This window comes from Limosilactobacillus vaginalis DSM 5837 = ATCC 49540, from assembly GCF_000159435.1.
GTDB classification, from domain to species: Bacteria; Bacillota; Bacilli; order Lactobacillales; family Lactobacillaceae; genus Limosilactobacillus; species Limosilactobacillus vaginalis.
The window spans coordinates 170049-195095 of record NZ_GG693414.1 but is presented as its reverse complement, the minus strand read 5'-3'; the positions used below and the strand labels follow the sequence as shown (position 1 = coordinate 195095).

Sequence of the window (25047 nt, the reverse complement as noted above, 5' to 3'; positions counted from 1 at the left end):
ATTGATCAGTATAAGTAGCAGTAAATGATATTTCATAAGAGGTATTTAGCTGAAAATTCACCTTGAATGAGTTATATAGGTCGCTCCAATCAATACGTTCCTCTACACCAGGTGTTCCCCCATTATTGTTGAGGTCGCTCGTAATTAATACCGTTTCGCTCATGATAGCCACCAAAACGGAAAGTCAAACGTTATCTTTCCAGAGAAATTGTCCACTAAGATTTCGTTGCTCCCAGGTTGGAGCCTAATAACACCATCGTCAGTTTGCATTTGATCTGATTTTCCATTTAGAGTTGTTCTTACTCCATTAATTTCCCAAGTACCGTTGAATGGTGATTGCCCTTCTTTGCTTGTTGGTGTGTCTCCACTAGATCCAGTCGTATATGCGCCAATACGTGAAATTGAATCACCAGTAGTCTTATTGGTAATTTTCAGTTTTCCATTAGATGTGCCCTCACAAATCACTTTAAGTTCATGCCCTCGCCTTTCCGGATCAATCATGACATCAGAAGGGTTATACACGATGAAAGAATTACCAGTGAACGTATACTCTGGTTTAGCATTCTTCATGTTATTACCAAAGCCTTCATTCTGGGTATAGGTTAACGATGTGCCAATACTCCGACTCAAGCCGATAAGGTCAGTGAAAGTCACCGTAGCAGACCAGCTATTAGCGGTAAACGTAGGCGCTGATAGCTTGGCTTTGACGTAGTACATTCTTTGAGGCCACTGTGAGAAACATATCCAATAAGCTTCACGGCTAACCAAGAATCTTTGTAATGCGTCATAGGCTAATAGAGAATCGCTCTCATCAATGTTATCCATTGCGACTACCTGCATTGTAATCTGTCGGGTATCGTACGAGCTTGAAAGTAATCGTTGGCCGTCCATTAGCCCAATCTTTTTCAGATTGTCTGTTTGAACAGCCGGCTGAACGTCAGGAGAACGATAGCAGTAAACTCCTTCAAGCTCTGGAACATCAAAACAACTTACCCAGTTCTTGGCATCTCCAGAAATAGCAAATTCAATAGGTTCAAAGTCTAGGTAATTCTTCCCACCAACTCCAACTTTTGTCGGAGAAAGGAAAGGGTATGCACTAGGCTTTTCTTTTGTTGAAAAAACTTGAACGATAGTCAGTCACCTCACTTCATCATGCCAATACGTTTGGCATTGTACTTGTTTATCGGTTTTGCCACATCTTCAACTTCAACACGAGGATGAATGTCAATGCTATTGATTGAAGCAACAGCCGCTTTCATCAGAGCAATCATTTCAGAGTTATAAGAATTATCAGTAGGTGTTCTCCACTCAGGGTGGTTAGCGTTCATAACAGTCCATGCCTTAGTTAGCAGTGGCAAAGCATTACTGTTGTACGGATTAATCACAAATTCATGGTGTTGAGCATTATCACCAACCCAGCCGAACTGTTGCGATGTAATTTCTCCACCAGTAGCCCAACCGTGACCATTACCGATATTGCCCCAACCACCTTCACCACCGTGATTAAGGGCATTAATAGCAGCTAAGATTTGGTCAAAACCTTTGTTAATGTCACGATACTTACCAACTGCCCATGTATTAAATGTTGATGGAATAAACTGAAGCAAACCTTGAGATGGATGCCCAGCTGCTGCGTTGCTATCCCAGTTGTTAGTAATAACTTCACGCCCACCTGATTCAGTTTGAATCTGCCGTAACAGCTTGGCGATTTGCCAACCGGCAATGTGGAAATGAAGCAAACGAGCAGCTGACTTAATTACAGGTGTCCAATCACCGTTGATTGGTTCCTTGATAATCCCAAGCAAATCCTTTAAGACGTTGGCAATCCCACGTGAGAATCCAATAGCCGTTGCTTTACCTAAATCAGCAATTACAGGTACGTTTGAGTTCCAGTTAGTAACCTTCAAGACTAAATCACGTGAAGCTTTGACTGGGTTGTCAATAAACTCTTCAGCCAACTTATCTTGTTCATCTTCTGAAAGTGTCCCACCTGCATAGTGAGGAATACCCATCCGATTAAGCAATGGGTCAGTGTGGGGAGCATCAAGTACCATTGCACCACGTTCTAGGTCATGAACAGTGTTCTGACCTTGTGGTAACGAGAATCCACGTGAAGGTTCCCATACCAGCTCTTGCTTATGTGCGGTTGGCCCGTCATTCAAAACAGCCTTACCGCCTGGGTGAAAGAAAGTACCACGTGCATAGTGGATTGAGCCTAAACGCTTATCACCACCGAAATCAGAGATAACAGCATTGATAGCACTGATACCAGAGTTCAACCGGCTAACAATGCCTGACATGGCACGTTGGGCAATGCCCGGTAGCTTATCAAACCCTGAACGCATGGCACTAACCACGTTACTAATCCAACTCCGCCAGCTAGAAATGAATCGACTCGTAAAGCTATGCTCACGACTATAAATGGCATTCAAATGACTTGATACAACACTGAGTGCTCTTGATAGGCCACGACTTGGGTATGAATCAAGCCTAGTCCACGTATTCTTCCAATCACTATCGAATGATTTTCTAAAGCGTTTCAGTTCAGAAATAACATTCTTAGTCATCTTCTCAAATTGACCAACGAATGAATGCTTGCCACTCATCGATTTATCGGCTACTTGCATCTGTTGAGCAAGTAACTTACCGAACTGCTCTTTCTTAACCGTCTTGGTCAGCTTTTGCACTGACGAGTTAAGCCGGTCCATTGGGTTGTTCTTGCGCTTAAAAGTATCAAGGGCTTTATCAACCACCTTGAATGCCTTAGCAGATGTTTCAAGTGGCTTAGCCAAACCCTTCCAGTATTTAGCTGACTCTTTAACCGCTGGATTAATCTTGCGGAACTCTTTACTCATATCACGTAGTTGTTTAGTTGGGTCGTCTTTCTTTACGATAGCTTTCAACTCTTTAAGCGATTGAGTATAAGCCCGTACGGCTGAGTTCATCTGCTTGATATTGGCAATATCAGACTTTGAGTAGTGATTACCCCCCAATGACTTGATTTCTTTTTGGGATGGTTCTTTTGAAGAATGGCTTGAGCCTTTTTTACCGATAGTTTCATCCCACCAGTTACCCATACCTTTCCAGAACGATTGCCATCCTTTACCGATAGTTGACCAGACTTTGTTCCAATCATGCTTAACAAAAATATCATTCAATACTGATCCGATACTCTTACCAAACTTACCAACTGAAGGCCCAATCTTACCACCGATTGTACGACCAATTAAGCCACCAAGTGCGGCTCCAGCTGGACCGCCAAAGAAGAATCCAATACCGGCACCAATACCAGCACCAGCAGCCTTCCCAACATCACGTGAACGAGTTGTTCCATTATGGGTTGTAAAGGCTCCATGAATATCTTTGACAAGGTCGTATGCTTCTACGGCTAAACCAACACCTGAAAGGATTCGGCCACCCAGTGAGCGTCCAACCTGTGCAAATTTTGAAGCATTAGTTTTGGCCGCAAAGCGAGTAATAAAGTTGCCACCAGCAGATTCACCAGTTTTAAGAGCTTCGCTAGGCAAAGGCTTAAACAGATTCTTAGCCCAGCTAGTTCCACCTTTGAACCATTGAGCTGGATTAATCTTGATTCTTTTAAGGCTTTCAGCACCATTGAAAATATCTCTAAAGATATGTCCGGTAAATTTCATTCTACCGATACTTAAAATTCCCTTGCTAACTAGTCCAAGACCATCTGCAATTTTGAATAGCTTCCCATAGGCAAATTGGGTCATCAAGACCATGCCAATGCCTTCCAAAACGCTCATTGCAATTTTGTTTTTGCTGATTCGATCAAGACCGTCAGCAATGGCATCTAACGCATCACCATGTTTTCCAGATAGCAATTGAATAACTCGACCAATCAATTCAAATGGAGCCATTGCAGCTTTCCAAACGCCTTTTCCAAGTACGATTGCCATTCGACCAAATGCAGTTACAATCTTGCCTAAATCTTCAGCATGTTTAGGCGTTAACCATTTTGCAAATTTCGTAGCTAAGTCAGCAATTGCTTCTCCAACTTCTTTGAATTGTGGCTGAAGCTTATCAAGTGCTTTTGATAATGCACCAAGTCCTTGACTAGATGATTGTGCTAGCGGAGCCATCATTGTTTTCCAGCTATCAGACCATTCTGTTTTCATATGGTGAATGGCGCCTTCGCTGGTTTTCTCCCAACTCTTAGCATTTTTAGCATAATCTACTGAAGCTTTTTCAAGAATGTCATTGAATTGAGAAGTGGTCATCTTGCCAGATGCAAGCAAATCATCAAATGACTTCTTACTCATACCACTAGCTTTTTGCAAAGCAGCAGTTAAACCAGGCGCTTGTTTTTCCAAACGACCTAATGATTGAGTCGTAACTTTTCCGGCAGATTCAATCCGAGCCAGACCATTAGCAAAGGCATCAGATGCCGCATTTGAAAGATGCAGTGAATCAGTAATTGACCCAACACCTTTTGAAAGTGTAATGGCTTCTTTTGCACTGCCAGTTAATCCGTAGAACCGAGTAACCAAGTTACCGACTGCGGCTCCAGACATGTTGGTATTCTCTTTCAAATCAGCAACAGCCGCACCAACTTCTTTGATTTGACCTTTAGTCATGCCTAATGCACTCCACCGAGCAACAACTTGTTGACCAGCTGCCGCAGCTGCTAATCCTTGCTTGGCAAAGCCAATTAGACTCGTAGTTGCGGTTTGAATACCATTACTGATAAGCGAACCAACCACGAAGTTTCTAGTCAAAGAATGGCCGGCCTTTTGAGCTTCATTAGTAGCACCAGTCAGTTGATGCAAGTGAGTTTGTGCTTCACTGGTATCAGCATGTGGCTTAATGATAGGTGCCTTGTTCTTCAAGGCATCAACATTTTTACCAAACTCATCAAGGCTAGTTCGGGCCGTAATTGTGTCAGCTTGAACGGTTACCGTTCTCGTTCCACTCAATTTGTCGATGTTATGATCTAACTTTTGAATAGCTTCATCAGTTTCATTGACGGTTGATTTGGTGGAATTCAAAGCATTCTTATATGAAGTTTGTTCAGTAGCTCCGAAGTTAAACTTCATCCCCAATTGGGATAAATGTTGCTCTAACTGATTAAAAGCCTGATTAGTCTTAGCAATGACAGAGGTAACACGGTCTTCACCACTGATGACAATTTTCTTGTGAGCAATAATTTCAGCCATGTTTTACCCTCCCTGCCTTTTCTTGATTTTGGCGTGAGAACTTGTTGAAGAATGAGCCAAATTGCTTTTCACGTTTCTTTCTGATTGCTTGTTGCTTCTGGTAATCTTCATCGTCAAAGTTGTCCAAATCGTTTTGGAACTTATCTAGCATACTTGACATCTTGTCAGCATTAATACTCTTTTCAGCCATGAGAACCGGTCGAGAAACCTGTGTCAGCATGAATGAAAATTGACGCTGATTAAGTTCTTTCTGCTGTACTCCAGCAAGCATAAATTCAAACTCAGGAATGGTTAGTCGGCTTAATTCATCCGGCTTAAACGGGCCAAAGACTGTATTGGCATCTTTCAACCGCTTCAAAAAGTCCTTATGCCATTCATCAATTATTTTTCGAGCTGCTTTAACTCTTTCTTGATTTGAGTTAACCCGGCTTCCGCTGACTTGAGGTCGATGGTGGCTGATTCCTTTTGGTCCTTGTCGGTAAGCCCAGACAAGACTTTCTTGGATACGTCCACGATATTTTGACGCGATTTCAGGTAGGCTTTTAATTTCAGCATTAAAAAACCATTGTCCTTCAGTTTCTTGAACAGGTCAGATAACACGTCAGGGTTCTTAAATACGCCTGCTTCCTCCAAGCCTTGAGCAACATCATTCAGTGAAGGCAGTTGCTTGGTTGGAACATCTAAAGCGTAGCGATAAGCATTAATAATCGCTTCAGGTTGGCAATCAACCAAGTCATTAATCAAATGACTGAAACCATCAAGAGTAACTTGACCGTCATTATTTTTTACGGCGTAATCTTCAATCAATCGATTAGCAAATTGCATATTGAACTTCACGTCGTAATCTTTTCCATTAATCTTTAACATTTGAACCTCCTAAAGGCCGCCCTTGCGTACTGTTTATTTCTTAGGCGACGTAGTTAAATCCTAGTTAGTGAGAGCCACCTGCTACTAGTGACCAGCGCCTGATTCATCAGTAGCAGCGCCGAGCTTAGCAGTTGCTGAAGAATCACCGCCGTGTGAGTCGTCACTGGAGTTATCAACAACGTTACCAGATGCATCAGCACCGATTTGACTAGGCAAGGTAAAGTTGTAGAACTTAGCAACTGTTGAGAACATGCCGTCATCAAAATCTTCTTGACTCATAACGAATGGATTACCGTCTTCATCATAACGACGAGCAATTCCAGTGACTTCGAAGGTAATGTTTTGGCTAATAGCCGTGTTCAAAGCTTCGGTTTCTGGCAATGCAGAAATCTTAACTTCGGAGTATTCAGCATTAACGACTTGCTTACTGCCTGACATGTGAACAGTGTTCCAATCAACACGCCATAGACCAATGCTTTCGTGGTGCTCCCAAGCATAGTAAAGGTCACGTGCGACATCGGTCTTAGAACCATCCCCATTAGTCAGAATGATATTAACAACCCGTTGTTGGTTAATTGAACCGGTGTCCTTGATGTTAAATTGCTTAGTTTGAGTGGTCCCCAAAGTAGCCGTGTTAGTGCCTGAAGTAGCCCCTTGTGTACCTAATGGGTGGCACTTATTGGCTAATGGTTCATGTTTAATCAGCTTGTAGTAATACAAAACCTTATCTGAGGACTTTGGTTCCACAAGCTTCTTTGTAGAAATTTCTGCCATTTATTTTTCCTCCTAACGAAAAAGGACACGACTATGAAATCGTGTCCTCGATAATGTTGTAATTTACTCTAATTATTTGTCTATTTAGAATTCTGTTTGTTGATGAATCGACCATTGAACTTAATGATGGTTCCCCGTTCATTTGCACAGAGAAGCCGTCTACAGAGATTTTTCGTAATGCTTGCATAATCTTATACGCAAGCACTAATCCTTCCTCTAATCCGTTATCAGGAGTAATTGCATCAATTTGAAATGAATAGCTATAACGACGAGCATTTTTTACATACTCATTCGGATCACCACTCAAAATGCTTACACGGCAAGTAGGAAGTTTCTTAGGTATTTTTTGAGACGGAGTATACGTTGATACTCCTAAGCCACTAATCGAATCAATGATTGACGTATATAGCTCAACAAAAGGTGCCATTAATCAAACCCCCTTGAAATTGCATTTGATACATCATCATCAAGGCTTCCGTTGCCCGAATGCAAATTGAGATGATTTGCCGCATCTTCAAACGGGTGGTGCGCTGGATATTTACGAGTTAGTAGTCCAAACTCAAATGCCTGAGAATAGTTATAACCATTGTTGTTGATATCAGTATAGATGCGGTGCTTGTTACCGTCCTTGTGGTCTTTTAAGCGGTCGACCATGTGTTGATTGTTAACTTTATGGTCGAATGCATAAACACCCGGATGGTAACTTGGTTGGCGATACTGTCGTTCACGCATTAATGTTGAAACCTCTTGAACTGTTTTATCAGCCATAACATCGACTGCTCGCTCGCCAGCCGTTAATGCTCTAGCCGACCTAATTCGTAGTTCTCTTCCAGCATCTCCAAAGCCGTTTTTATCAAGCACTGCCGATATTTCAGCAAGTGTTTGTTTGGCTTCCTCATCGTCATAGTCGATATCAATTTCAGGTACGTGGTCATTAGTCCAACTCATCAGCGTTCACCTCACGATCTGATGCGAAATAAATATCTGTGCGATTAGCATGTTTTCGTATTTGAATTACATCTAGTTCTGGTAATTCTTCATTCTTTACAGATTCTTGTGGAAAGGCTACTGAATCCGCAACTTGATTGCCACGAATACGAGCTAACCATGTCATATCATATTGCTTACCAAACAAATTGTTTTGGACTTGAGCTCCATTGACTTCTGTAAGATGCGAAATGACCTTCTTATAGCTCTTTTCTACTGTGTCATCAAGTTTACCGTGCTTAGTTACTTTCGTGATTAAAATCAATGGTCTAATCCTGCTTACCATGACCAAGCACCACCCTTAAATCCAGAGCCATCACGATTAGCAAGATACTTTTCAAGCAAAGTGATATAAGGGTCTAATTCGTTATCCTGAAAAGACCAACTAGCCCCTTCTTCGCTATATGATTTTGTACCATCGGCATCGTTGACAGTTTGAACATAATGGGCCTCTGTCATTCGAATAACGATTACTGCTAATTGCTTTGGCAAGCTGTCCTCTCCAACATATAAGCAAACCATATCACTTGCTTGCTGAATGTAATTTGTTAAGGCTTTGTCCATTGAATCATCGGTGATTCCTTTATCAGTCTTAACCGCATTTAAGATGTAGTCTGTTTGAATCACTTAGATTCACCTCACTTGATAGCATTCAACAAGTCAGATTTGTTCATAGCACTGTTGTACTGAATACCATGTGCATCCATGTAGGCCTTAATTTGGTCTACGGTTTGTGCATTTGTTGGTTTAACGTTGCCATTGGGGTTAAATGCCCCGTCTGTTGATGATGAAGCATTAGCCCCATTATCAGACGGGGATGTTATTTTCCCACTGTTGGTTCCTTTTGAGCAGGCTTTGCAGGGATGAATTCCTTATCCAATTTGGCGTTATATTGAACAATCTTGATGTTACGTGGGTCAACAATAGAAGCCCAAGTGTCGCCCTTTTCAAGTTCTGCGTAGGTAACAGTTTGACCTGCAGGAACGAATGACTTAGCTACTGAAGTACCAAGAACGTGAGTAGTAACAACACGCCGGTTAATAACGTTTGTCCGACCACCTTGTGTACGTGCTTGACGTTCAGTTTCAACAGCGTCAGATGGTGATGCAACAGAGTAGCCCACAGAGCCATTACCAAATACATATGAAGTTGATACACCATCATCAGTAATTGGCAAATCATCATCAACAACAATTGTCATACCGTTGTATGTATTAATTGGAGTTACCGCATTAGCAGGTTGAACGGTTTCAATCATTTGTTGAGCCTTCATTTCAGCATAAGTTGCTGAGTTAACGGCAATCTTGTTAAAGGTGCTGTCTTGTAAGTCACCTAAACGACCAATGGCAGCTAAGAATCCCTTAGGTCCAAAAGTATCAGTATCAGTGAAACTCTTAGCAGTTGCAATGTCGGTGTTGCTAAATACACCCTTCAAGATGTGGTTCAAAATCTTTTGGTCTTGGAAGTTCCAGTATGGGGCGAACCGTTGAGCAATTACTTGTTGCACTGGAGCACCTGAAACTAATGACGAAATGTCGGTGTAACCGAATGCCTTAGCTTGACGGAACTTGAAGGCCAATTGCTTACCAGAAGTAAGTCCTTCAACTTCGATATCATTAGTATCAGTCCAAGGTTGTGGGTCATCAGCGTCAGCAATATCGTTAATGAAAGGCATGTTGACAAAGTCACCGGGTGCTAAAAGTTGACCGCCAAGTGATGGGTCATTAGTTAAGATTCCAGATTGAATCAAACGGTTAGTCTTAGTAGATAGATTCATAACATAATTGGCGAAGACTTCAGGCACAATCATGTCAGCTAAAGATGTAAACTTATCAGCCATTTATTTATTCCTCCTAATTTTGTTGGCTTAGTTGCATGTAAAGGTCAGGATTTTCACGATAGAGAGCTGTTTGTTCGTCTAACGTCATGTCACTGAACTTTTTAGTTGGAACATCACTGCCAGAACCACCATTCTGTGGTTCTGATTGAGCAGAACTACGGTGAATAGCGTTCTTTACACCTTGGTCAACTAAAGACTTGTACTTATCGATGTTTTGCTGAGTTTCTTCTTCATCTTTACCAACGAGCATTTCAGCAGCATCGGTTGGCAGATTAGCTTTAGAAAGCATGTTGCGGGCTTGAGACAACCGATCACGTCGTTCTAATTCAGCAAACCGCTTATCAAGTTCTGCGCTCTTCTTGTCTAACTCCGCTTCACGTTCCTTGGCATGCTTATCAGCTAGTTCCTTCGCAGTCATCGTGGCTTCGTCCTTGCCATCTTGTTTGGCTTTAGCAACCGCATCAGCAGTCTTTTGTTCCCACTCAGCCTTCTTAGCATCTAACTGCTCTTTAACGAGCTTAGCTAAATCGTCACGAGTAAACGTAGCTTGCTTTGAAACTTGTTGCTCTTCTTGCTTGTTTTCTTCAGTATTCTTTGGTGTTTCTTTTTTTACGTCTTCTGGCATATAAATGTCCTCCTTAAATCTCGCTTTACGCCCGGCGGCGAATCTAGCCATCTCTTTAACGACTGTTGACCGCTGAAGTCATAAATTTAGTCAAAATAAAAGCAACTATCCGTTTCCGAGTAGTTGCTTATTTGTTATTCAAAATCATCATCGTCCATCATGTCGTCAACCAAAGGTAAATCATCGGCATCAGAATCATGAACTTCTACAATCCAACATTGGCAATTAGGATGCATTGGTGGAAGATTAACGCCTTCCTCAGCATCATCAACGTCATAAGTGTTGCCATCGATATCAGTACATTCAGAACATGAATTCTCTGCCTCAAGTGACATAAACCGATACTGAGAAACTCCACGAGCTTGATAATCAACAATCGTCGAGCTGTTAAGGTCACGGCAGGCTTCCGTTCGTATGATTCGTTGAGCCGAACCACTAGCGCCCTTTGAAACGTTATTGCCAGTCAAAATCTTTTCAATCCGATTAGCCCAATCAGTATGAGCATCACTAGACTGTGAAGCTTGTTGTGCGACCTGCTTAATCTTAGTAATCACGTTTTGAATGTTGCTATTGATGTTGTTATCACCCGAGTTATAGTTGTCCACCGCACGACTAGCGGTATGTTGCAGCATCAAGTCATAATTAACTGGTAAACGGTGATATTGAGGCGTTACGTTAGCTTGCACATGGCTAATCTGCTGTACTTTTTGCGGTACTGTGCCAGCCATTTGTCGTAGTTGAGCATGTTGTTGTTTAGCCACTTGAATCATCGGTACTGCAATACGAGCAGTTTCCAAGTCACCATTAGTTGGGTGACCCATCGTAACCATCGCAATTGCTCCATTAACAAGTGAACTAACATCTTCATTGCTAATCAGTTGCAATTCACGTCTAATATCATCCAGGTCGTCTTTTGAAGGCTTACCCGACCAATTAGCTTTAGAATCTAAAAACGCGCTAATTTCGCCCTTAATTTGACGATTAGCACGTTTATATAATCTTTCTAATTGTTGGCCGTATTTGTTATTAGCACCATAGACCGATTTAATCAGTCGGCGCATCTGCTTACGACTTAGCATTGTTATCACTCTTATCGTCTGATTGGCCTTGTCTCATTGCACTGAATAAGTCATTCATAGTCTTTGGCTGTGCATCGGGCACTTGTTGCTTTGCCTTAGCCTGTGCTTCAGCTAAATCAACTGGATTGACGCCTTTAAGTGGAGCATCATCGAATTGGCTTGGGCCTTCATTCTCCTGTTTTTCAGCATCAATCCGTTCTTTTTCAGCATCAGCACTTACGCCAGTGACTTGACTAATCATTTCACGTAACGTGTCTTCACTGACTAAGTTTGAGTTGGCAATTTGGACGACCATGTTTACCAAGTCAGCATTATTACGAGGCAAGTTAGGTGTGTAGTGTGGCGTGTAACTGTTCATTAAATCAGGACTATCGATTTCTAGGTTTTTCTTCCAGAAATTACCCAACAACCGTAACCGGCGCATAATGCCACGTGTATATAAGCTTTCTTGCATTGACCGCTCTTGGTCTTCACCAAAAAGTTTATACATCAAAGCCACACCTGACGATTGACCGCTAAACGCTTCGTCGGTCGTATTTGGTGTGTTGGTATCCTTATGAATATCAGTGCTCAACTGATTGATGAAGGTTTGCCACCCTGCTTCGTTAATCTGCTTAGTCAAATACTCAGCAGATGAAGGGATGATGGTATTTGAACCATTAGCAGATGGGACAACCGATGGTTTCAACCACAAGAACGGGTCTTTGGTGTCAATCTTTGGTACCTTGACTGGCTGACCGTCATCGTTAATCATGGTTGAACCGTCAGCATTCTTTACTTCGACTTCATTGTCACTGAAATCAAGGTCACCATTCAGAACCAACTTAGCATTAGCAAAATCTTCTTCACTGTTAGCCATTTCAGACATAGCCAAGTCATATGCATCAATTTCATCAAGCTTGGATTCCCAATCGCCAGTCATGTTTTCATTGTTAACGAATTCGGTTAATGGAACAGCACCAAACGATGTTGTTTCCTTGCTAACCAACTGGTAATCGCTGTCACTTTGAGTAGTTAATCCATCGCTACTCTTAAAGTGATAAGTCGTATCAGTAGTGTAGACGTCAATGTAGCTATATTGCTTGCTGTTGTATTCAACTGTGTAGTAGCGCACGCCAAACAAGCTGTGACGGTCAATCGAAGTGTCATACACCACAAAAGCTGTTGCTGGGTCAATCGCGCGCATCTTAACGTCAGGTGTTTGAACATTACCCTCATCATCTTCAGTAGCTTCGCCAGCGTAAAGCAGCTCATAAGCTCTACCAGTAGTCGACAAGTTAGTCTTCATGACCTTTTCATGGTATTTCTCATCATTTTCCTGATTGAATTGGTTGAGTAAATTATCAATCTTACTATTATCGCCATCTTCATCATCTGGCTTAAATTGGATTGGTTTACCCAGCATGTAACCAACCCGCATGTTAGTAATAAACTTAGCAAAACCAGAGGCAATCCGGTTATCAGCCCGGTTTCGAAGTTTCTTATCGTTCGCCCAATAATGAATATCGTTATCGCCTAAGTAATAACGTTGAAGTTTCGTGATTCGTGGCGAATCAATCATATAATGCCGTGATACAAAATAAGCGACAACCTGGCTAATCGACGTCAAGTTACCGCCCTTAAATGCTGTATTAAATTCATCTTTTGGCATTACATAAGCCTTGTTAGCTTCCGGCGACCATCGTCTGCCATTCAGCAATGACCGTGCATATAACTCTTTAGTATCAAGTACCATTTAGACACCTCACAATCCAAAACGTCGTAGTCCTTTAGTAATTGTTTGCTTATCGTTAGTTGGGTAGTATGATTTCTGCTCTTGTTCATGGATTGGTGTAGCCAAGCAGTACCGCATCGAATCCATAACGTGGTCCATTTCTTTAACTGGCTTATCCTCAGCCTTGTCGTCCCACTGATAATTATAGATTTCTTCCATAAACTTTTGCGTGTGACCTTTCTGAACAAAAAAGCGGCCACTCTTCATGAGTCCCGCTACAATTTCAATACCCGGTACGACCAACTTCCAACCGTACAAGGCATTAATCCCGTTATGTTTGAAATGGTCAATGAACTCTGTTCTCGCTGTATCACAATAGAACGGCATCTTATAACCATATTTCTTTTGCAATTTACGAGCTACTTTAGTCCAATAATCAATTTCTTTGAATCGTTCCGTCTTTTCATCAACCAAGTAATAGTTACTATTGGCATCAATACCAAACACAGTAATTGAGCACGGGTGATTATAGCCCCAGTCGATACCAGCTATATAGCGAACCATTTTAGGCACATCATTAACAACCATCTTGCGCTCGTCAAAGTCACGATAGATAGCACCTTCACCAGTAACCCATAAGCCATAAATAGCTCTGTCTGTAAACATCCCCGAAGGAGTTTGCGCTTTTAAGGCACTAACATACTCAGCAGGCAAAAATGTATTGTCGTCAATTGTGAAGTTGAAAGATCTAATCCGTGACTTGGGATTGTCTGCCTTGTCGATGTAATTAACCTTTAACCAGTGATTAGGGTTATCTGGTCAAGGGTTGGTATCACAGATAATTCTTGAACCTTTAAAACTACACCGCTGAAGTATTTCTTGGAACACACTTTCGGTGGCTAATGAGCATTCGTTAATATAAGCGCCCATTGCCGTCATACCACGAATGTTATTAACACCACGATCGGTGCCTGTATAACTTTGTACAATTTCTACATTCATAAAGTGAAAATGACCATGGCGATCTGGCTTCAGATCAATACCAAACTGGTTATTAAGAGCAGCAATAACATTTGTAAAAATAGAATTGCTTGAAAATCCAGCAAGAATATACAGAGGCTTTCTCACCCCACTTTGCTTGGCAAGTTTTGATACCCGTCTAAGTTCCATTAAAAAAAGCCAATTATCGATAAAGGTTTTCCCACTTCGAACGGCACCACTTAAGATCATTAAGCGCCAATCATCATGTAAATAGCTCTGCAATACAGATTGCTGTTTTGCTGTAAGAATATCTGATAACGCCAACCTTAACCACCTCCTCTCAAATAAAAAAGCACTCAAATGAGTGCCTTTTCCTTTATTACATTTGTTTCCAAAAATAGCCTTTATATGGTTTACCATTCTTCAAATGATAACTTATGCTTGCATCATCGAAGCCACTTCTTTTAGCTTCATGTCTTGATGGCCAGATTTTTATTAAATTACCATTCAAATCATACTGGCCCACAGGCTTGCTTAAATCAGCTCGGTTAGTGAACCTTTTCTTAATGTATGGATCAATTGTCGCTGGCGCTTCATCACCAAGCACAAATCGCCACATATATCCTTGGTGAGTTTGTATTTTCCCAGAACAACACTCACCAATATGCCTAGCATGGTAGCCAGTTCTTTCTGCCTCATGTGACGACTTCCAAACCCTAACCAACTTACCGCTTAATGTATATTGCGCTACAGGTTTGCCTTCTTTAACTCCAACCCTTTTAGCTTTGTCATGATACAAATTGTTGTAAATGTTTGTACACCATTCAAGGTTACTTACGCTGTTATTGGATTTGTCTTCATCTTTATGGTTAACTTGCGGCAGTTTCTGAGGATTAGAAATGAATGCTTGAGCAACAAGCCTATGTATTAAAAGATGTTTGTATTTTCCACCTTTATACAACATGACTATATGATAGCCACGATTGTTTACCGATCCTTTAAGGATAGTGCCACCTTTATATAGGCTTTTTACACGCCCTAAATTACTAACTTGGTACAATCCCTCGTATCCTTGAATATCTTTCCAAATTTCTTTAGAATTATCCATGTAATCATATCCTTTCTATGGTTACCTGCTCTAAGGTGTCTCCAGCACCGCTAGGGCTTTTCTTTTACAATAATATTATACTACCAAATCAGCCACAAAGCCCATCATATCAGCATTTGTTGCCACTTTCTTTGTTGCTTTCATCGATTAATTTATCCATGACTTTGTCAAGTGCTGTGGCGATGTCTTGCCCGTTATCTTCAAGCGCCTTCGCACGAGCTTCAGCAACTCTAGCATCAGCGTTAGCCTTACGCAATTGAGCTTTTGTTAATTCATCGGCCAATGGATAACGCTTTAATACTTCACGCCATGCTGCAAGCCTTGTCTTTAAGTTAGCTGGCACTTCAGTTTTCTCCCATTGGCCAGACAAAGGATTAATTTGTGCTTGTGTTTCAGTCGTTTCGCCACGAGCAATAGAAGTGATGGCCTGCATAGCTTCTCTAGCGTCTGCGATTTTGTGTGATTCAATCTCGCCCATTTTGGCGTTAATATAGGCTTTTACCGTAGGTTTTTGTAGGTTTTCTCTACCTGATACTTCATTGGCATATCCAGCCTTTATCGCAGATTGTGTGGCGTTACCACTCTTAATATATTCATCTGCAAACAATCGTTGTTTTGCTGTCAATTTCATGGCATATCACCACACCACCTTTCTCTGTGCAAAATAAAAGACGGTAGCCGTTAAGCTATCGCCTTAGTTATTCAATCGTTTATGTATTAATTCTTGTAGTTCTTTCAAATCATCATCATCAGCTAAATCACGGATAAACTTACGCGCATAAGACCGATAACGATATATCCGTTGTTTGTCCTTGTTCTTATCGTTCCACTTCTTATTAGCCTTCAGTTGAGCTTCACTAACCATAATGTCGACCTTCTCACGTTAATATGGTATACTAAATATGCAAAAAGCCAAGAGGCTCCATCTCTTGACTTCTTGCGTTCCGGAAATAAAGCTAACCTGCTAACCGCTATTTGCGATTAGCTTTTTTTATTATCGCATAAGCCTTAGCGAAGTTAATCGCGGCTACCGACAATAACCAAATTGTCAGTGCGATAACATGGCAGCCTCTCTTTCCGGAGTACTTTTATTTCCATCAGTATCATCCCCTTTCCGGATTCAGGGAATCACTTCCGGAACGCTGTAGTCTTTCGGGCGTCCCTTACTTGACTACATTTACATTATACATTATTAACGTATAGATAACAACAGAAAATTGAAAGAATCTTATTTATTTTTAAGTACTTTAAAAGCTGGCAAGCGTTGACCTGTCGGCTTTTTCTTTTGCTTCATATGTTTCTCAGCTCGGCACAACATCATGTACTCTTGCTTAGATGCTACCAAGCCAAATCGTTTAGTCTGGTACATTAATAAATCGTCCACTTTAACCGTAAATCAAGAGCACGTTTATAAGACTTCATAGAATGCTTTTGCTCTTGTAAAATCGTTTTGTCGAAGTCGTCTAGTTGCTTGTAAGTATCAGACTTCATAAATGTCTTCAGCTTAGTAATCTTTTTTGCTAGTTCTTCTCGTTCTGCTGATAATCGATCCAATCGTTCATTTTCTTCTTTCATCTCGTCAGATACCTCCTGTGGAATAAACTTATTACCCAGCGCTATTAAAATCTGGTCATTATTTTTCTTTGTAATAAAATCTAAGTAATTCACATTTCCCTCCAAACAAAAAAGGCAGCCGTTAAGCTGACTAATGAATTATTTATCTTTTTTATTTTTAAATTGGTTTAGTAAATCAACAGGCACAACAATACTAGTAGCTTCTTTAGACTCGGCTTCCTTATCCATGGACTCATATGCCTTACTATATTTTTTCTCAAATATATTTTTATTTTCATCGATATATCGACTATCTTTTTTTAGCTCTTTTCTAGTAACAAATAAAGACTTAAGAATGGCTTTTCGCCAATGAATCCTCGTAGCAGTTTCATCATCGGTTGTTTCTAACTCATTACCAAACTTTTCAATATCACTTTCTAATTTATAAATTATTTCTCTCAAATCTTTTAAATATGTTTGATAATTCAATGTTGAATCCACGGATAGCTGATCTAACCTCATCGATTTTACCAATCTCAAATTATCTTTAAGACTTTCTATTTGAAATAGTAATTGTGCTTTATCAAATCTAGAATCATCAACATGATTTACCTTAAATATCAACAAATCAATATCGTATAGAGCTAATAAGATTGAATTAGATATAACAATATCTGTTTGCTTTGAGTATTTTTTAGAAAAATTATATTGAGATATCCAACCTGCAATTGAAATTACTAAGGCTATTATTGAAATTACTATTGGTATCACCTTATCCCAATGAGCCACAAAGAAATCATAAACAATTTTCATATACATCACCGATAACATCATACAAAAAGCCCAGTCGTTTGACTAGGCTTGGGTGATGTATATGTGTGCCCGGCTTTCCACACCAGACACGCTCCAGCAAACGTGTTGCATTCACACCAATATATAGAATCAAATATATTTTTGTGGTGCTTGCTGAAGCTCGTAAGCAATCGAGTTGACGTGTCTAAGATTATAGTGGTTATTCTTAATGATTGCTTACTATGCTAGAGGGTGGAGTCGAACCACCGCTGTGCGCAAGCTTCCGTTGAATCGCATAAAATTTCCACCTGTGCCCTGCCGAGGACCATAGCACGAAGCACTGTTAATCAACAAAAGAAGGGTCAGGATCATCTCCTTTAATTGATTGTGCTTCAATATGGAAGGCATAAGACGAGTGAGGTGCTAGCTTCACCTCCAAATATATATTGTCTTCCAATGCTGATGGACGGAATCGAACCGTTCCCGTAGGACGTCAAATCCTACACCTTTATCAGCGTAAACTTACGTGTAAGGGATGTCCCTTTCCGCAAGTATAATGTGCACTCGTTAAGCCGTTGAAGTTGAGTGCGAGCTTCTTTCGTTGCGATTTCAACGTGGTTACCGTGAGACTAGCAGAGACGGTATTTAATGCTTTTTTGAGTACTTCTGAAAGGAATATTTATTAGAAAATTGGAAAACCAATTGCTCGTGACTGTAAAATAATTTGTTACTAGTCTCGACGTGAATTATGGGACTCGAACCCATCGCTCGGCCGGTTCCGATTCACACACGCTTAATAGAGAGATCCTGAGTTGCGGTGTTCGTAACTTGTCTATCTCCTTTAAGCCAGAGTTGATTAATTTGAGTAGTTTAACGACGTGCTCAGGTCGTTAATTTGAAAAGCATTCGCATATCTTTGCGACAATAACATATTAAAGCCGTTTTCCCTCAAAATCCTGCGTATTTACTGCAGATTTACTGCAGAAAACCTGCAGAAAGACTGCAGAATTACTTTTCAACTAAAATTCCTTTGACGGGGATGATTCTTGCTGCTTCATACAAGGCGTTATCCTGATAGTCATAGAAGGTACGCTCTGATAAGCCAAGCTTCATTCTTACTTCGGTCACACTGCGATGATGATGAACAAACCTGTTATCAAGTATCAAGGCATAAAGTTCATGCTCATCCCCTTTTGATGCTATGTATTCGATTACCCCTTCTCTTCTTTTCCATTCGCTTTGTGCATTTGCCCAGTCTGTCATTCTCGCATCTGGAGCAAACGATTTGCCTTTGGGCTGCCCATCAAAAGAAGGCGACCCGATAGTAATCTCTTTACGCTTAGCTTCATCTCGCCAATCCCAATATTCAGACAACCACTTTCGGGCATTGTCACATGATTTCTTGCGATTATACTTTTCAAATATGCGGTTCAAGCGCCTACACCCCTTGTGATATAATTAGTTTGTTATATTTATATCGATGGGATGTTCGCTTTACGGACATCTTTTATTTTTTCGGTGCAAAATCAACTGAAATTGCACCGATTTTTTTATTTAACCCGAATCATCAATAAATGATTACCAGGCTTCCTAATGTGTTTCTTCGTCCAAGCAACAGTAGAATGCAGATGTTTCAACCCCATCTTCTGCCTTGAAGACAATTCATCATAAGTACCCACATCGATAAAGACATCCCCTTTGTACAAGGCATAAACGTTGTTGTTCTTGTATACCATGCTTAACATCCCTACCTGTAACTGTTCTTAAATGCTCTGCTGGTAGGCTTAACATCCATTCCACTGCGCAATAAGACAAGCGCATCGACATAAGTAGTGAAGTTTTTAGTCTTCATATATCCGCTGTGAGCTCTTCGATACTCATTAATTTGTTGATCGATCCTCGTCAGTGGAATACCAGTAATTGCTTTAATGCGATTATTACCTAAACCGCTCTCGTAGAGTTTCCTAATCTTCGCTTCATCATCAGTGATATTTAGCCTTTTAAGCTCAGAACGAATTTTATTAATTGCTCTCTGCTTTCTCGAGACATCTGAAGATTCGATTCGCTCACGAAATTTAATAATTTCCTTCATTCTCCAGTCATTAGGTGATAAGACATCATCAATTTTTTCTTTTGATGATCCCCACTCACTTATTCCAGAATCGTTATACCTTGCACTGAGTGAATCCATTGCCGCCCGTAAATTATCAGTTATGCAATTCATTTAATTGTGTCACCTCGATTTCTACACGTGGATTGTCTGAGTAATACTTGTGTGCTACTAGATCGACTATCTGATTATCGTCTTCCCACAGAAGCCCATTTAAGCCATCCAAAGTAGATTTAATGTAATTATCCGTGTCGGGCTTTACAACAGGTCTGTGGCTACCTGACAAGCGCAATGCACGCTCTTTTTTTGATAGGCTCGATTGCACATGACGAAAGAAGTTCAATTCAACCTTGAGCGGACCAGTTAACGGCGCTTGTTTGTATTGAAACTTGCACATCATTGCTAGTTGCTTCTTATACACTGACACCTTCTTAGGATCATATAAGCGAATACCTCGTCCCATCCTGGTTGCCCTCGGCCTTGCCTGCTCAACTGGTTCAATTTCAAAAACGAGTTTCACTTCTTAATCCTTTCGTGAGTGCTGTCTACTTTAATCGTCGTTACCACTCCCAGCACAAAGCCAATTGCTCCAGTTGCCGTGATTGCTAGTAAGTCATATATGCTCATTTGCATCCCTCCAAATCTTGCACGGCATTGTCGTTTCACCGCCAAATCGCATTAATTCCAGTTTTTCAAGCGGATAACGATATACATTCCACCAATCAGGGCTGTACACCTGTACATGAAAATTTAGAATGGCGTCGTTTTCGTTCAGAATTTGTCTAAACTTTTTGACAGCTTCTTTCTTCGTGTTAGCAGCTACCATGTACTCTTCTACGCAATCATCACGGACATAATCCTTTGATTGAAACATGTACAGGTACATCATTACCACCCTTCCCTCATTCGTCCTGCAATGAACGCCAGGATAATTACTAACACTACTGGCAGCAGTACCCAGCCACCAGCAAACTTCATCGTCACTACTGCAATCAGCGCAATCGCAAACCACAGCACCGCATACAACACACTATCCATTAGTCCAACTCACTCGCTTTCACTTCAACCACCGGTGGAAACATCTGATCCACCTCTGCTACTTGTGCGGTCTGCTTCAAGGCGTTAACGCTGATGACCTCGCACAGTTTGCCTTTGTAATGCACGTTAGCGTTAGCCTCGTACAGGGCTTTTAGTCGTTAAAACTTCATACGCATTTCTCCTTGCCATCTTAGCGCACTCATGCTTAATCCTGACTGCTTCATCGAGCTTCTTTTTCCCAACAGGCTCACTCAACAAGCTTTCAAACTTCTTTCGGTCAAACGGTACTTGGTATTCTTCGCCTCGTTCATCAAGACACCCAAGATAATACACAGCTACACGCAGGTTAGACTTAACAGACCCGCTAGCTTTGTAGTAAACAACACCATCATCGCCAATGAATTTATCTTCGGGTAAAACTTCTAGTCGCTTAATCGTGGAAGCCCATTTTCTTCTAGCTTCTGTTATCATTTGTTCCACCTCACTTTGGTATTGGATCCATGCTGTCATCTGGCATTACATATCCATGCTGAATACGTGGATCAGGATTTTTAGTCGGTTTAGGATCTTCTTGATTAAACCAATCTGGCGTAGGTTCTTTAGACTTGCGCTTCGGCATTTCCTCGTTCAGGTATCCCTCGATTTTAGATACTCTAAACAACGTTTCCGGTCGCAAGTAGTTGTCCCCAAGTTGACCGTTACTAAAGGTATTCCCATGCCATTGAGCATACTTAACGTCAATGATGTGTTTAAGGTCATCAACCGTGTAACCGTCTTTCAGGCGAGGGTCAATTACTCGCTTATTGCCATCAGCGTTAGGTTTAAACCGTTTACCCGTTTTCTTATTCAGATAATCAATAACTTCTTTCCGCTGTGCGGATAGGTGGGGTGGCTGTGCCGACCCTTTATTACTCTTATCTGTATTATTATCTTGTATTACTCTATATGTATTATTACCTTCACAATTTTCTAAATACCCCCCTTTAGTTTTCTTAATAGGTGATTTAGTTTTCTTAATACCCCCATTTAATTTATTAACTACCCTAATTAATCTGCTAACTACCTGCTTACCATTCTTTTCATAAGAAATTTGAAGGTATCCTCTATCACTTAATGAGTTAATTATTTGTGATACTCGACTAGCGGTCATTCCAAAGAATTCTGCAAAGTGATTATTGCTTGCATAACATCCGTTATCTCCGTCAAGACTTTCTATCTCTGCCATAAAAGTAACTTCGACTATTGATAGGTTTTCATCTAGCCAGTATTTTTTAGGAATCCAAACGCCATTAAATGTTCTATTAACGTTTTTAACTTTGCGCTTCGGCATAATCTATCCTCCCTAGATGAAGTTCTTTGGCTAACTCGGGCGTTACCTTGATCGGTTTCAAATGGTATCGCTGCATAAAGCTCTTGATTCCCATTGCGTGTCTAATTGTGTGGTGTACCCGACATAGCGGTTCAATATACATTCCAGTGTGATTGATTGTATTTCGATTACGTCCCATTCCAACGGTTGTTACATGGTCAATATCCGCATGCTCTTTTAAGCAGATGGCACATCTCTTATGCCGAATACACATGGCAACTCGTGGGAAATCGCTTGGCAGTGAATCCCAGATTTTAGTTCTAAACGGAATATCTTCGTGGAACATGAAATCTAAGATAGTCGTAATCATGTAACTAGCGGTTGTAACGGAACAGTTCGACAAGCTAAATGGTTCAACGTTGAAAATTCCTTCAACCATGCTTTTGAAGTACGCCTTGGCTTCCTCCGGAATATATCCGGTGTAAGCACAGAAGTCATTAATCAAAGCATAGATTTTCTTACGTTGGTCTGGTGTGATATGCCGGCCATCTTCGACTGACAGCTCGACTGTGGGTTGTTTGCCGTTAGCTAAGGTAGTTAAACGATCAATGCTTAACTCGTCATCTAGCGTAATCTGCACGGTATTACCGGACGTACTTATTAACTTGCCGTACAATCACATCACCCCGCTTGTTCCTCCTGTTGCATTTGCTTAGCCGACTTGAGCATGCTTTCTACTAAGCCGATTGATTTCTTTAAGTAGTCATTCTTCGATAGCTGTTTATTACTCTGATCGCTTTCCATAATGCCTTTCACATCCTTATTTACTGCATCAAAGCTTGAACCGGCTATCTTAGCATATTTATTAACTAACGTCTTATAACGGTTAGCATTGACAGTAAGGTTGTTACCTTGCTGTTTGCTTGATGGCTTGCTAGTTTGCCGTTGTTGATTCTGCTGATGATATTCACTAGTATCGGCATCCTTAGTATCATCAATTAGGAACAAGCCATTAAGAGCGTACTTACGGGCATAACTAGAAGCTGTCCCAGTAATTTGACTGTCATCCATTCCCTTCTTACTTACTGATTCTCGAGCATACCCGGTTACCGTTGTTTCTTTGCCGTCCTTATCAGTAAACTTTGCTGTCGCCTTAATATAATGCCAATCGCCAACCAACACCGGTTCATCGGTAAGGCTTAGATTATCACCATACTTTTTCAGTAATGGCTTAGCCGCTTTGAGAATATCGTCGTTTGAACGGTAAGCATAATGACCAAACTTGTTAAATTGGCTTTTAGGAGCTTTAAGTTCAAATTGTATTTGCGATAATGTCATTACTAATCCTCCTTCGTTACCCATGAGCCTTTTTCGTTCTTGTGTTTAATTTCAATCTTTGATGGTTTAGTAACTACTTTTACATCATCGACCAATTCTCCATCGCTATTAACAACGTGCTCACCATCTGGAGAGGACAACGTTTTCTTTAAATCACCCCAGCGGAGCTTATCTTCTTCAACGTGTTTAACGAATTCTGTACCCTTATACCGATTAACTAGGGCTTGTTCGTCAGCTACTTGTAAGCTGGTCGATGGCTTGCTTTGAACAATTCTTCCAAACGGTGAATCCTTGAACTCCCAATTAGGATCCTCGTCAATCTGTTCTTGTGCATACTGCATAGCAATCGATTTGAAGTTATCTAGCTCAGCTTGCAGGTCCTTGATTTGTTGCTGATAAAATTCGATTGACTTTTCCATCATCTTTTTCTTGCCAGCAATTTCTTGTCGAACTTGCTCTGCCTTTTGAAATGTCCAAATTAGTCCTTGCTTATCTTCAATTTGATAACGTTTTGGTTGTTGCTCTTTTACTTCTTGGTCTTTTTCAATAGCGTTAGTCTTCATCATCGTCAGCCTTTCTCATTGCGTCGTAAGTGTCCTTACTGTAATAGTTGCCATCTTCAACGACTACTTCGTCTAAGTGAAGTGGGTCGTTATCGGGGTCAAGATACTTCTTTTCTGCTTTTTCTAATTCTTTTTCGTTATTCATTAAGCCCACCCCATTTCTTCGCACAAATGGTCGTTGAGGATTTCTTTCATAGCAAAATATGCCATTGCATCATTGACTTCATTAACATGTAAACAATGAGGATTGGTAGTGTCTAACACCATCATGTCTAGTCCTTCCATGCATCCTTTGTAATAAGCTGTCATTGCAGGTGTTTCTTTTTCCATAATTTTCATTTATAATTACCTCGTAAGTTAAAAATCTAAGTTACTTATTTTGAGCGTCAGTGTTTGCGGCACTGTCGCTCTTTTTTTGTGACCAGTGATATAACGTTTCTGCTAGTTCAAAGAAGATGTACATGAATGATACAAACATTCCTAGTTCATCTCCCCAGCTGTAGCAGTAACAGAAGAATCCGGTTGCTAATACTAGAATCAATTTCTTCATGATTGTCACCTTCTTTCTTTGATATAATTCACACCTGAAAGGTGGTGAAACTTATGGGTGTAAAAAACAAGATTTATTTAGCATCCATAGTTGTTTCTTTCATTTCTGTTTTTGTGTCTTATTTGTTAGGTCAATTAGCAGCAAACAAAAAGTTCAAAAGGGATCAACGGTATCTTCGATATAACTCTCTATATATTCCATTGATGGAAATGCTATATAAGCAAAGGATTGGAAAATATGACTTTTACAACTTGCTGGTGTTTGATAAGTTCCAGCCATTTGAAAAGCTGTTAATAAATAACGTTCAATTCATGGGGAAAAAGTCGGCCAAGAAATTGTATTTCATAGTTCATCAAGGTAAATCGGCGGTTATCAAGCAAAATAGCCATAACCTTGAGTTGTTATCCAAAGGTCAAACGCTTGAGCCATTGTCTCCAGAAGCCCAGGATGCCATTAATGAGTACAATGCACTTATAGAGCAATTATTATTGGAGGCAGAAAAGTTAGCAAAGCAGCTAAAATTAGACCCCATTTCAGAACCTTTGAGGCTTGCTCTCCAAAAGGATCAAAATTGTCAAAGTAAATAATTCCTAAAGCCATAAGTGGCGCAAAAATACTCAGAATTTGTAGATATAATG

General features: G+C 40.6%; 34 protein-coding genes and 1 pseudogene. 1 reads left to right on the top strand and 34 read right to left on the bottom strand.

Annotation, left to right across the window (positions count from 1 at the left end; translation table 11 throughout):
• Positions 1-159 precede the first annotated feature (159 nt).
• From HMPREF0549_RS06190 to HMPREF0549_RS06035, 34 genes and pseudogenes are all read right to left on the bottom strand, one after another.
• Entirely contained in the window at positions 160-1017 is an 858-nt protein-coding gene (locus tag HMPREF0549_RS06190) for a phage tail domain-containing protein (RefSeq protein WP_338085943.1), read from the bottom strand.
• Between the two features lie 125 nt (positions 1018-1142).
• Entirely contained in the window at positions 1143-5180 is a 4038-nt protein-coding gene (locus tag HMPREF0549_RS06185; protein ID WP_003717413.1) for a tape measure protein, read from the bottom strand.
• The gene (locus tag HMPREF0549_RS06180; RefSeq protein WP_003717412.1) at positions 5173-5538 is read right to left on the bottom strand and encodes a hypothetical protein; all 366 of its coding nucleotides are present in this window, start codon (positions 5536-5538) and stop codon (positions 5173-5175) included. Before HMPREF0549_RS06180 ends, HMPREF0549_RS06185 begins: the two co-directional genes overlap by 8 nt.
• A gap of 23 nt (positions 5539-5561) precedes the next feature.
• Positions 5562-6047, bottom strand: coding sequence for a tail assembly chaperone (locus HMPREF0549_RS06175; protein ID WP_003717411.1), 486 nt, complete (start codon positions 6045-6047; stop codon positions 5562-5564).
• Positions 6048-6131: 84 nt separating this feature from the next.
• Positions 6132-6821 carry a hypothetical protein gene (locus HMPREF0549_RS06170; protein ID WP_003717410.1) on the bottom strand — a complete coding sequence of 230 codons (690 nt, stop codon included), beginning with the start codon at positions 6819-6821 and terminating at the stop codon, positions 6132-6134.
• Between the two features lie 31 nt (positions 6822-6852).
• On the bottom strand, positions 6853-7248 hold the full coding sequence (locus tag HMPREF0549_RS06165) for a hypothetical protein (RefSeq protein WP_003717409.1): 396 nt from the start codon (positions 7246-7248) through the stop codon (positions 6853-6855).
• A complete protein-coding gene (locus tag HMPREF0549_RS06160; RefSeq protein WP_003717408.1) occupies positions 7248-7769 on the bottom strand; it encodes an ACT domain-containing protein in 522 nt (173 codons plus the stop codon). Before HMPREF0549_RS06160 ends, HMPREF0549_RS06165 begins: the two co-directional genes overlap by 1 nt.
• Entirely contained in the window at positions 7756-8073 is a 318-nt protein-coding gene (locus HMPREF0549_RS06155; protein ID WP_258409008.1) for a hypothetical protein, read from the bottom strand. The genes HMPREF0549_RS06160 and HMPREF0549_RS06155 overlap by 14 nt, the downstream gene beginning before the upstream one ends.
• Before the next feature lie 14 nt (positions 8074-8087).
• The gene (locus HMPREF0549_RS06150) at positions 8088-8435 is read right to left on the bottom strand and encodes a phage head-tail connector protein (RefSeq protein WP_003717406.1); all 348 of its coding nucleotides are present in this window, start codon (positions 8433-8435) and stop codon (positions 8088-8090) included.
• Positions 8436-8628: 193 nt separating this feature from the next.
• Complete coding sequence (locus HMPREF0549_RS06145; RefSeq protein ID WP_003717405.1) at positions 8629-9648, bottom strand: hypothetical protein; 1020 nt, start codon at positions 9646-9648, stop codon at positions 8629-8631.
• Between the two features lie 13 nt (positions 9649-9661).
• Positions 9662-10273, bottom strand: coding sequence for a DUF4355 domain-containing protein (locus HMPREF0549_RS06140; protein ID WP_040531440.1), 612 nt, complete (start codon positions 10271-10273; stop codon positions 9662-9664).
• A gap of 134 nt (positions 10274-10407) precedes the next feature.
• Positions 10408-11352, bottom strand: coding sequence for a minor capsid protein (locus tag HMPREF0549_RS06135; protein WP_003717403.1), 945 nt, complete (start codon positions 11350-11352; stop codon positions 10408-10410).
• Positions 11339-13087, bottom strand: a complete 1749-nt coding sequence (locus HMPREF0549_RS06130) for a phage portal protein (protein WP_003717402.1) — start codon at positions 13085-13087, stop codon at positions 11339-11341. Before HMPREF0549_RS06130 ends, HMPREF0549_RS06135 begins: the two co-directional genes overlap by 14 nt.
• A 9-nt stretch (positions 13088-13096) precedes the next feature.
• Positions 13097-13873 (bottom strand): annotated as a pseudogene (locus tag HMPREF0549_RS10215) (PBSX family phage terminase large subunit); the annotation flags it as partial.
• 12 nt (positions 13874-13885) lie between these two features.
• Entirely contained in the window at positions 13886-14371 is a 486-nt protein-coding gene (locus tag HMPREF0549_RS10210) for a hypothetical protein (RefSeq protein WP_309299739.1), read from the bottom strand.
• Positions 14372-14426: 55 nt separating this feature from the next.
• Complete coding sequence (locus tag HMPREF0549_RS06120) at positions 14427-15155, bottom strand: NUMOD4 domain-containing protein (RefSeq protein WP_003717399.1); 729 nt, start codon at positions 15153-15155, stop codon at positions 14427-14429.
• A gap of 109 nt (positions 15156-15264) precedes the next feature.
• The gene (locus tag HMPREF0549_RS06115) at positions 15265-15786 is read right to left on the bottom strand and encodes a terminase small subunit (protein WP_003717398.1); all 522 of its coding nucleotides are present in this window, start codon (positions 15784-15786) and stop codon (positions 15265-15267) included.
• A gap of 63 nt (positions 15787-15849) precedes the next feature.
• Complete coding sequence (locus HMPREF0549_RS09900; protein WP_003717397.1) at positions 15850-16020, bottom strand: hypothetical protein; 171 nt, start codon at positions 16018-16020, stop codon at positions 15850-15852.
• Positions 16021-16523: 503 nt separating this feature from the next.
• Complete coding sequence (locus HMPREF0549_RS06105) at positions 16524-16730, bottom strand: crAss001_48 related protein (protein WP_152378529.1); 207 nt, start codon at positions 16728-16730, stop codon at positions 16524-16526.
• A gap of 138 nt (positions 16731-16868) precedes the next feature.
• Entirely contained in the window at positions 16869-17522 is a 654-nt protein-coding gene (locus HMPREF0549_RS06100; protein WP_152378530.1) for a hypothetical protein, read from the bottom strand.
• A gap of 987 nt (positions 17523-18509) precedes the next feature.
• The gene (locus HMPREF0549_RS06095; RefSeq protein WP_003717393.1) at positions 18510-18935 is read right to left on the bottom strand and encodes an ArpU family phage packaging/lysis transcriptional regulator; all 426 of its coding nucleotides are present in this window, start codon (positions 18933-18935) and stop codon (positions 18510-18512) included.
• A 116-nt stretch (positions 18936-19051) separates the two neighbouring features.
• Positions 19052-19237, bottom strand: coding sequence for a hypothetical protein (locus HMPREF0549_RS06090; RefSeq protein WP_040531432.1), 186 nt, complete (start codon positions 19235-19237; stop codon positions 19052-19054).
• 11 nt (positions 19238-19248) lie between these two features.
• A complete protein-coding gene (locus HMPREF0549_RS06085; RefSeq protein WP_003717391.1) occupies positions 19249-19725 on the bottom strand; it encodes a hypothetical protein in 477 nt (158 codons plus the stop codon).
• Positions 19709-20131 (bottom strand): RusA family crossover junction endodeoxyribonuclease, encoded by a 423-nt coding sequence (locus HMPREF0549_RS06080; protein WP_003717390.1) that lies wholly within the window; start codon positions 20129-20131, stop codon positions 19709-19711. Before HMPREF0549_RS06080 ends, HMPREF0549_RS06085 begins: the two co-directional genes overlap by 17 nt.
• Positions 20132-20224: 93 nt before the next feature.
• Positions 20225-20500, bottom strand: coding sequence for a hypothetical protein (locus HMPREF0549_RS06075; RefSeq protein ID WP_003717389.1), 276 nt, complete (start codon positions 20498-20500; stop codon positions 20225-20227).
• Entirely contained in the window at positions 20500-20649 is a 150-nt protein-coding gene (locus HMPREF0549_RS09895; RefSeq protein ID WP_003717388.1) for a hypothetical protein, read from the bottom strand. Before HMPREF0549_RS09895 ends, HMPREF0549_RS06075 begins: the two co-directional genes overlap by 1 nt.
• Before the next feature lie 132 nt (positions 20650-20781).
• Complete coding sequence (locus HMPREF0549_RS06070; RefSeq protein WP_050754868.1) at positions 20782-21120, bottom strand: hypothetical protein; 339 nt, start codon at positions 21118-21120, stop codon at positions 20782-20784.
• Between the two features lie 10 nt (positions 21121-21130).
• Positions 21131-21979, bottom strand: coding sequence for a conserved phage C-terminal domain-containing protein (locus HMPREF0549_RS09370; RefSeq protein WP_003717385.1), 849 nt, complete (start codon positions 21977-21979; stop codon positions 21131-21133).
• Complete coding sequence (locus HMPREF0549_RS06055) at positions 21960-22634, bottom strand: putative HNHc nuclease (protein WP_040531429.1); 675 nt, start codon at positions 22632-22634, stop codon at positions 21960-21962. Before HMPREF0549_RS06055 ends, HMPREF0549_RS09370 begins: the two co-directional genes overlap by 20 nt.
• 5 nt (positions 22635-22639) lie before the next feature.
• On the bottom strand, positions 22640-23296 hold the full coding sequence (locus HMPREF0549_RS09365) for an ERF family protein (RefSeq protein ID WP_081446188.1): 657 nt from the start codon (positions 23294-23296) through the stop codon (positions 22640-22642).
• Between the two features lie 2 nt (positions 23297-23298).
• Positions 23299-23862, bottom strand: a complete 564-nt coding sequence (locus HMPREF0549_RS06045; RefSeq protein WP_003717382.1) for a host-nuclease inhibitor Gam family protein — start codon at positions 23860-23862, stop codon at positions 23299-23301.
• A complete protein-coding gene (locus tag HMPREF0549_RS09750; protein WP_003717381.1) occupies positions 23849-24004 on the bottom strand; it encodes a hypothetical protein in 156 nt (51 codons plus the stop codon). Before HMPREF0549_RS09750 ends, HMPREF0549_RS06045 begins: the two co-directional genes overlap by 14 nt.
• Entirely contained in the window at positions 24004-24198 is a 195-nt protein-coding gene (locus HMPREF0549_RS06040) for a hypothetical protein (protein ID WP_003717380.1), read from the bottom strand. Before HMPREF0549_RS06040 ends, HMPREF0549_RS09750 begins: the two co-directional genes overlap by 1 nt.
• A 31-nt stretch (positions 24199-24229) precedes the next feature.
• Complete coding sequence (locus HMPREF0549_RS06035) at positions 24230-24409, bottom strand: hypothetical protein (RefSeq protein ID WP_003717379.1); 180 nt, start codon at positions 24407-24409, stop codon at positions 24230-24232.
• 53 nt (positions 24410-24462) lie between these two features.
• Here HMPREF0549_RS06035 and HMPREF0549_RS06030 point away from each other — a divergent pair, with 53 nt between their 5' ends.
• On the top strand, positions 24463-24996 hold the full coding sequence (locus tag HMPREF0549_RS06030; RefSeq protein ID WP_003717378.1) for a hypothetical protein: 534 nt from the start codon (positions 24463-24465) through the stop codon (positions 24994-24996).
• Positions 24997-25047: the final 51 nt, after the last annotated feature.

Bases quoted from the DNA above. Each gene is read 5' to 3' on its own strand.
- HMPREF0549_RS09370 (WP_003717385.1), bottom strand. From the start codon at position 21,979: ATGCCGAAGCGCAAAGTTAAAAACGTTAATAGAACATTTAATGGCGTT.
- HMPREF0549_RS06075 (WP_003717389.1), bottom strand. From the start codon at position 20,500: ATGATGTACCTGTACATGTTTCAATCAAAGGATTATGTCCGTGATGAT.
- HMPREF0549_RS06175 (WP_003717411.1), bottom strand. From the start codon at position 6,047: ATGTTAAAGATTAATGGAAAAGATTACGACGTGAAGTTCAATATGCAA.
- HMPREF0549_RS06185 (WP_003717413.1), bottom strand. From the start codon at position 5,180: ATGGCTGAAATTATTGCTCACAAGAAAATTGTCATCAGTGGTGAAGAC.
- HMPREF0549_RS09895 (WP_003717388.1), bottom strand. From the start codon at position 20,649: ATGGATAGTGTGTTGTATGCGGTGCTGTGGTTTGCGATTGCGCTGATT.
- HMPREF0549_RS06090 (WP_040531432.1), bottom strand. From the start codon at position 19,237: ATGGTATACAAGAACAACAACGTTTATGCCTTGTACAAAGGGGATGTC.
- HMPREF0549_RS06145 (WP_003717405.1), bottom strand. From the start codon at position 9,648: ATGGCTGATAAGTTTACATCTTTAGCTGACATGATTGTGCCTGAAGTC.
- HMPREF0549_RS06160 (WP_003717408.1), bottom strand. From the start codon at position 7,769: ATGAGTTGGACTAATGACCACGTACCTGAAATTGATATCGACTATGAC.
- HMPREF0549_RS06070 (WP_050754868.1), bottom strand. From the start codon at position 21,120: ATGATAACAGAAGCTAGAAGAAAATGGGCTTCCACGATTAAGCGACTA.
- HMPREF0549_RS06030 (WP_003717378.1), top strand. From the start codon at position 24,463: ATGGGTGTAAAAAACAAGATTTATTTAGCATCCATAGTTGTTTCTTTC.
- HMPREF0549_RS06140 (WP_040531440.1), bottom strand. From the start codon at position 10,273: ATGCCAGAAGACGTAAAAAAAGAAACACCAAAGAATACTGAAGAAAAC.
- HMPREF0549_RS06045 (WP_003717382.1), bottom strand. From the start codon at position 23,862: ATGATGAAGACTAACGCTATTGAAAAAGACCAAGAAGTAAAAGAGCAA.
- HMPREF0549_RS06170 (WP_003717410.1), bottom strand. From the start codon at position 6,821: ATGGCAGAAATTTCTACAAAGAAGCTTGTGGAACCAAAGTCCTCAGAT.
- HMPREF0549_RS06130 (WP_003717402.1), bottom strand. From the start codon at position 13,087: ATGGTACTTGATACTAAAGAGTTATATGCACGGTCATTGCTGAATGGC.
- HMPREF0549_RS09900 (WP_003717397.1), bottom strand. From the start codon at position 16,020: ATGGTTAGTGAAGCTCAACTGAAGGCTAATAAGAAGTGGAACGATAAG.
- HMPREF0549_RS06165 (WP_003717409.1), bottom strand. From the start codon at position 7,248: ATGGCACCTTTTGTTGAGCTATATACGTCAATCATTGATTCGATTAGT.
- HMPREF0549_RS09365 (WP_081446188.1), bottom strand. From the start codon at position 23,296: ATGACATTATCGCAAATACAATTTGAACTTAAAGCTCCTAAAAGCCAA.
- HMPREF0549_RS06120 (WP_003717399.1), bottom strand. From the start codon at position 15,155: ATGGATAATTCTAAAGAAATTTGGAAAGATATTCAAGGATACGAGGGA.
- HMPREF0549_RS09750 (WP_003717381.1), bottom strand. From the start codon at position 24,004: ATGAATAACGAAAAAGAATTAGAAAAAGCAGAAAAGAAGTATCTTGAC.
- HMPREF0549_RS06040 (WP_003717380.1), bottom strand. From the start codon at position 24,198: ATGAAAATTATGGAAAAAGAAACACCTGCAATGACAGCTTATTACAAA.
- HMPREF0549_RS06115 (WP_003717398.1), bottom strand. From the start codon at position 15,786: ATGAAATTGACAGCAAAACAACGATTGTTTGCAGATGAATATATTAAG.
- HMPREF0549_RS06085 (WP_003717391.1), bottom strand. From the start codon at position 19,725: ATGAATTGCATAACTGATAATTTACGGGCGGCAATGGATTCACTCAGT.
- HMPREF0549_RS06105 (WP_152378529.1), bottom strand. From the start codon at position 16,730: ATGAAAGAAGAAAATGAACGATTGGATCGATTATCAGCAGAACGAGAA.
- HMPREF0549_RS06135 (WP_003717403.1), bottom strand. From the start codon at position 11,352: ATGCTAAGTCGTAAGCAGATGCGCCGACTGATTAAATCGGTCTATGGT.
- HMPREF0549_RS06100 (WP_152378530.1), bottom strand. From the start codon at position 17,522: ATGAAAATTGTTTATGATTTCTTTGTGGCTCATTGGGATAAGGTGATA.
- HMPREF0549_RS06035 (WP_003717379.1), bottom strand. From the start codon at position 24,409: ATGAAGAAATTGATTCTAGTATTAGCAACCGGATTCTTCTGTTACTGC.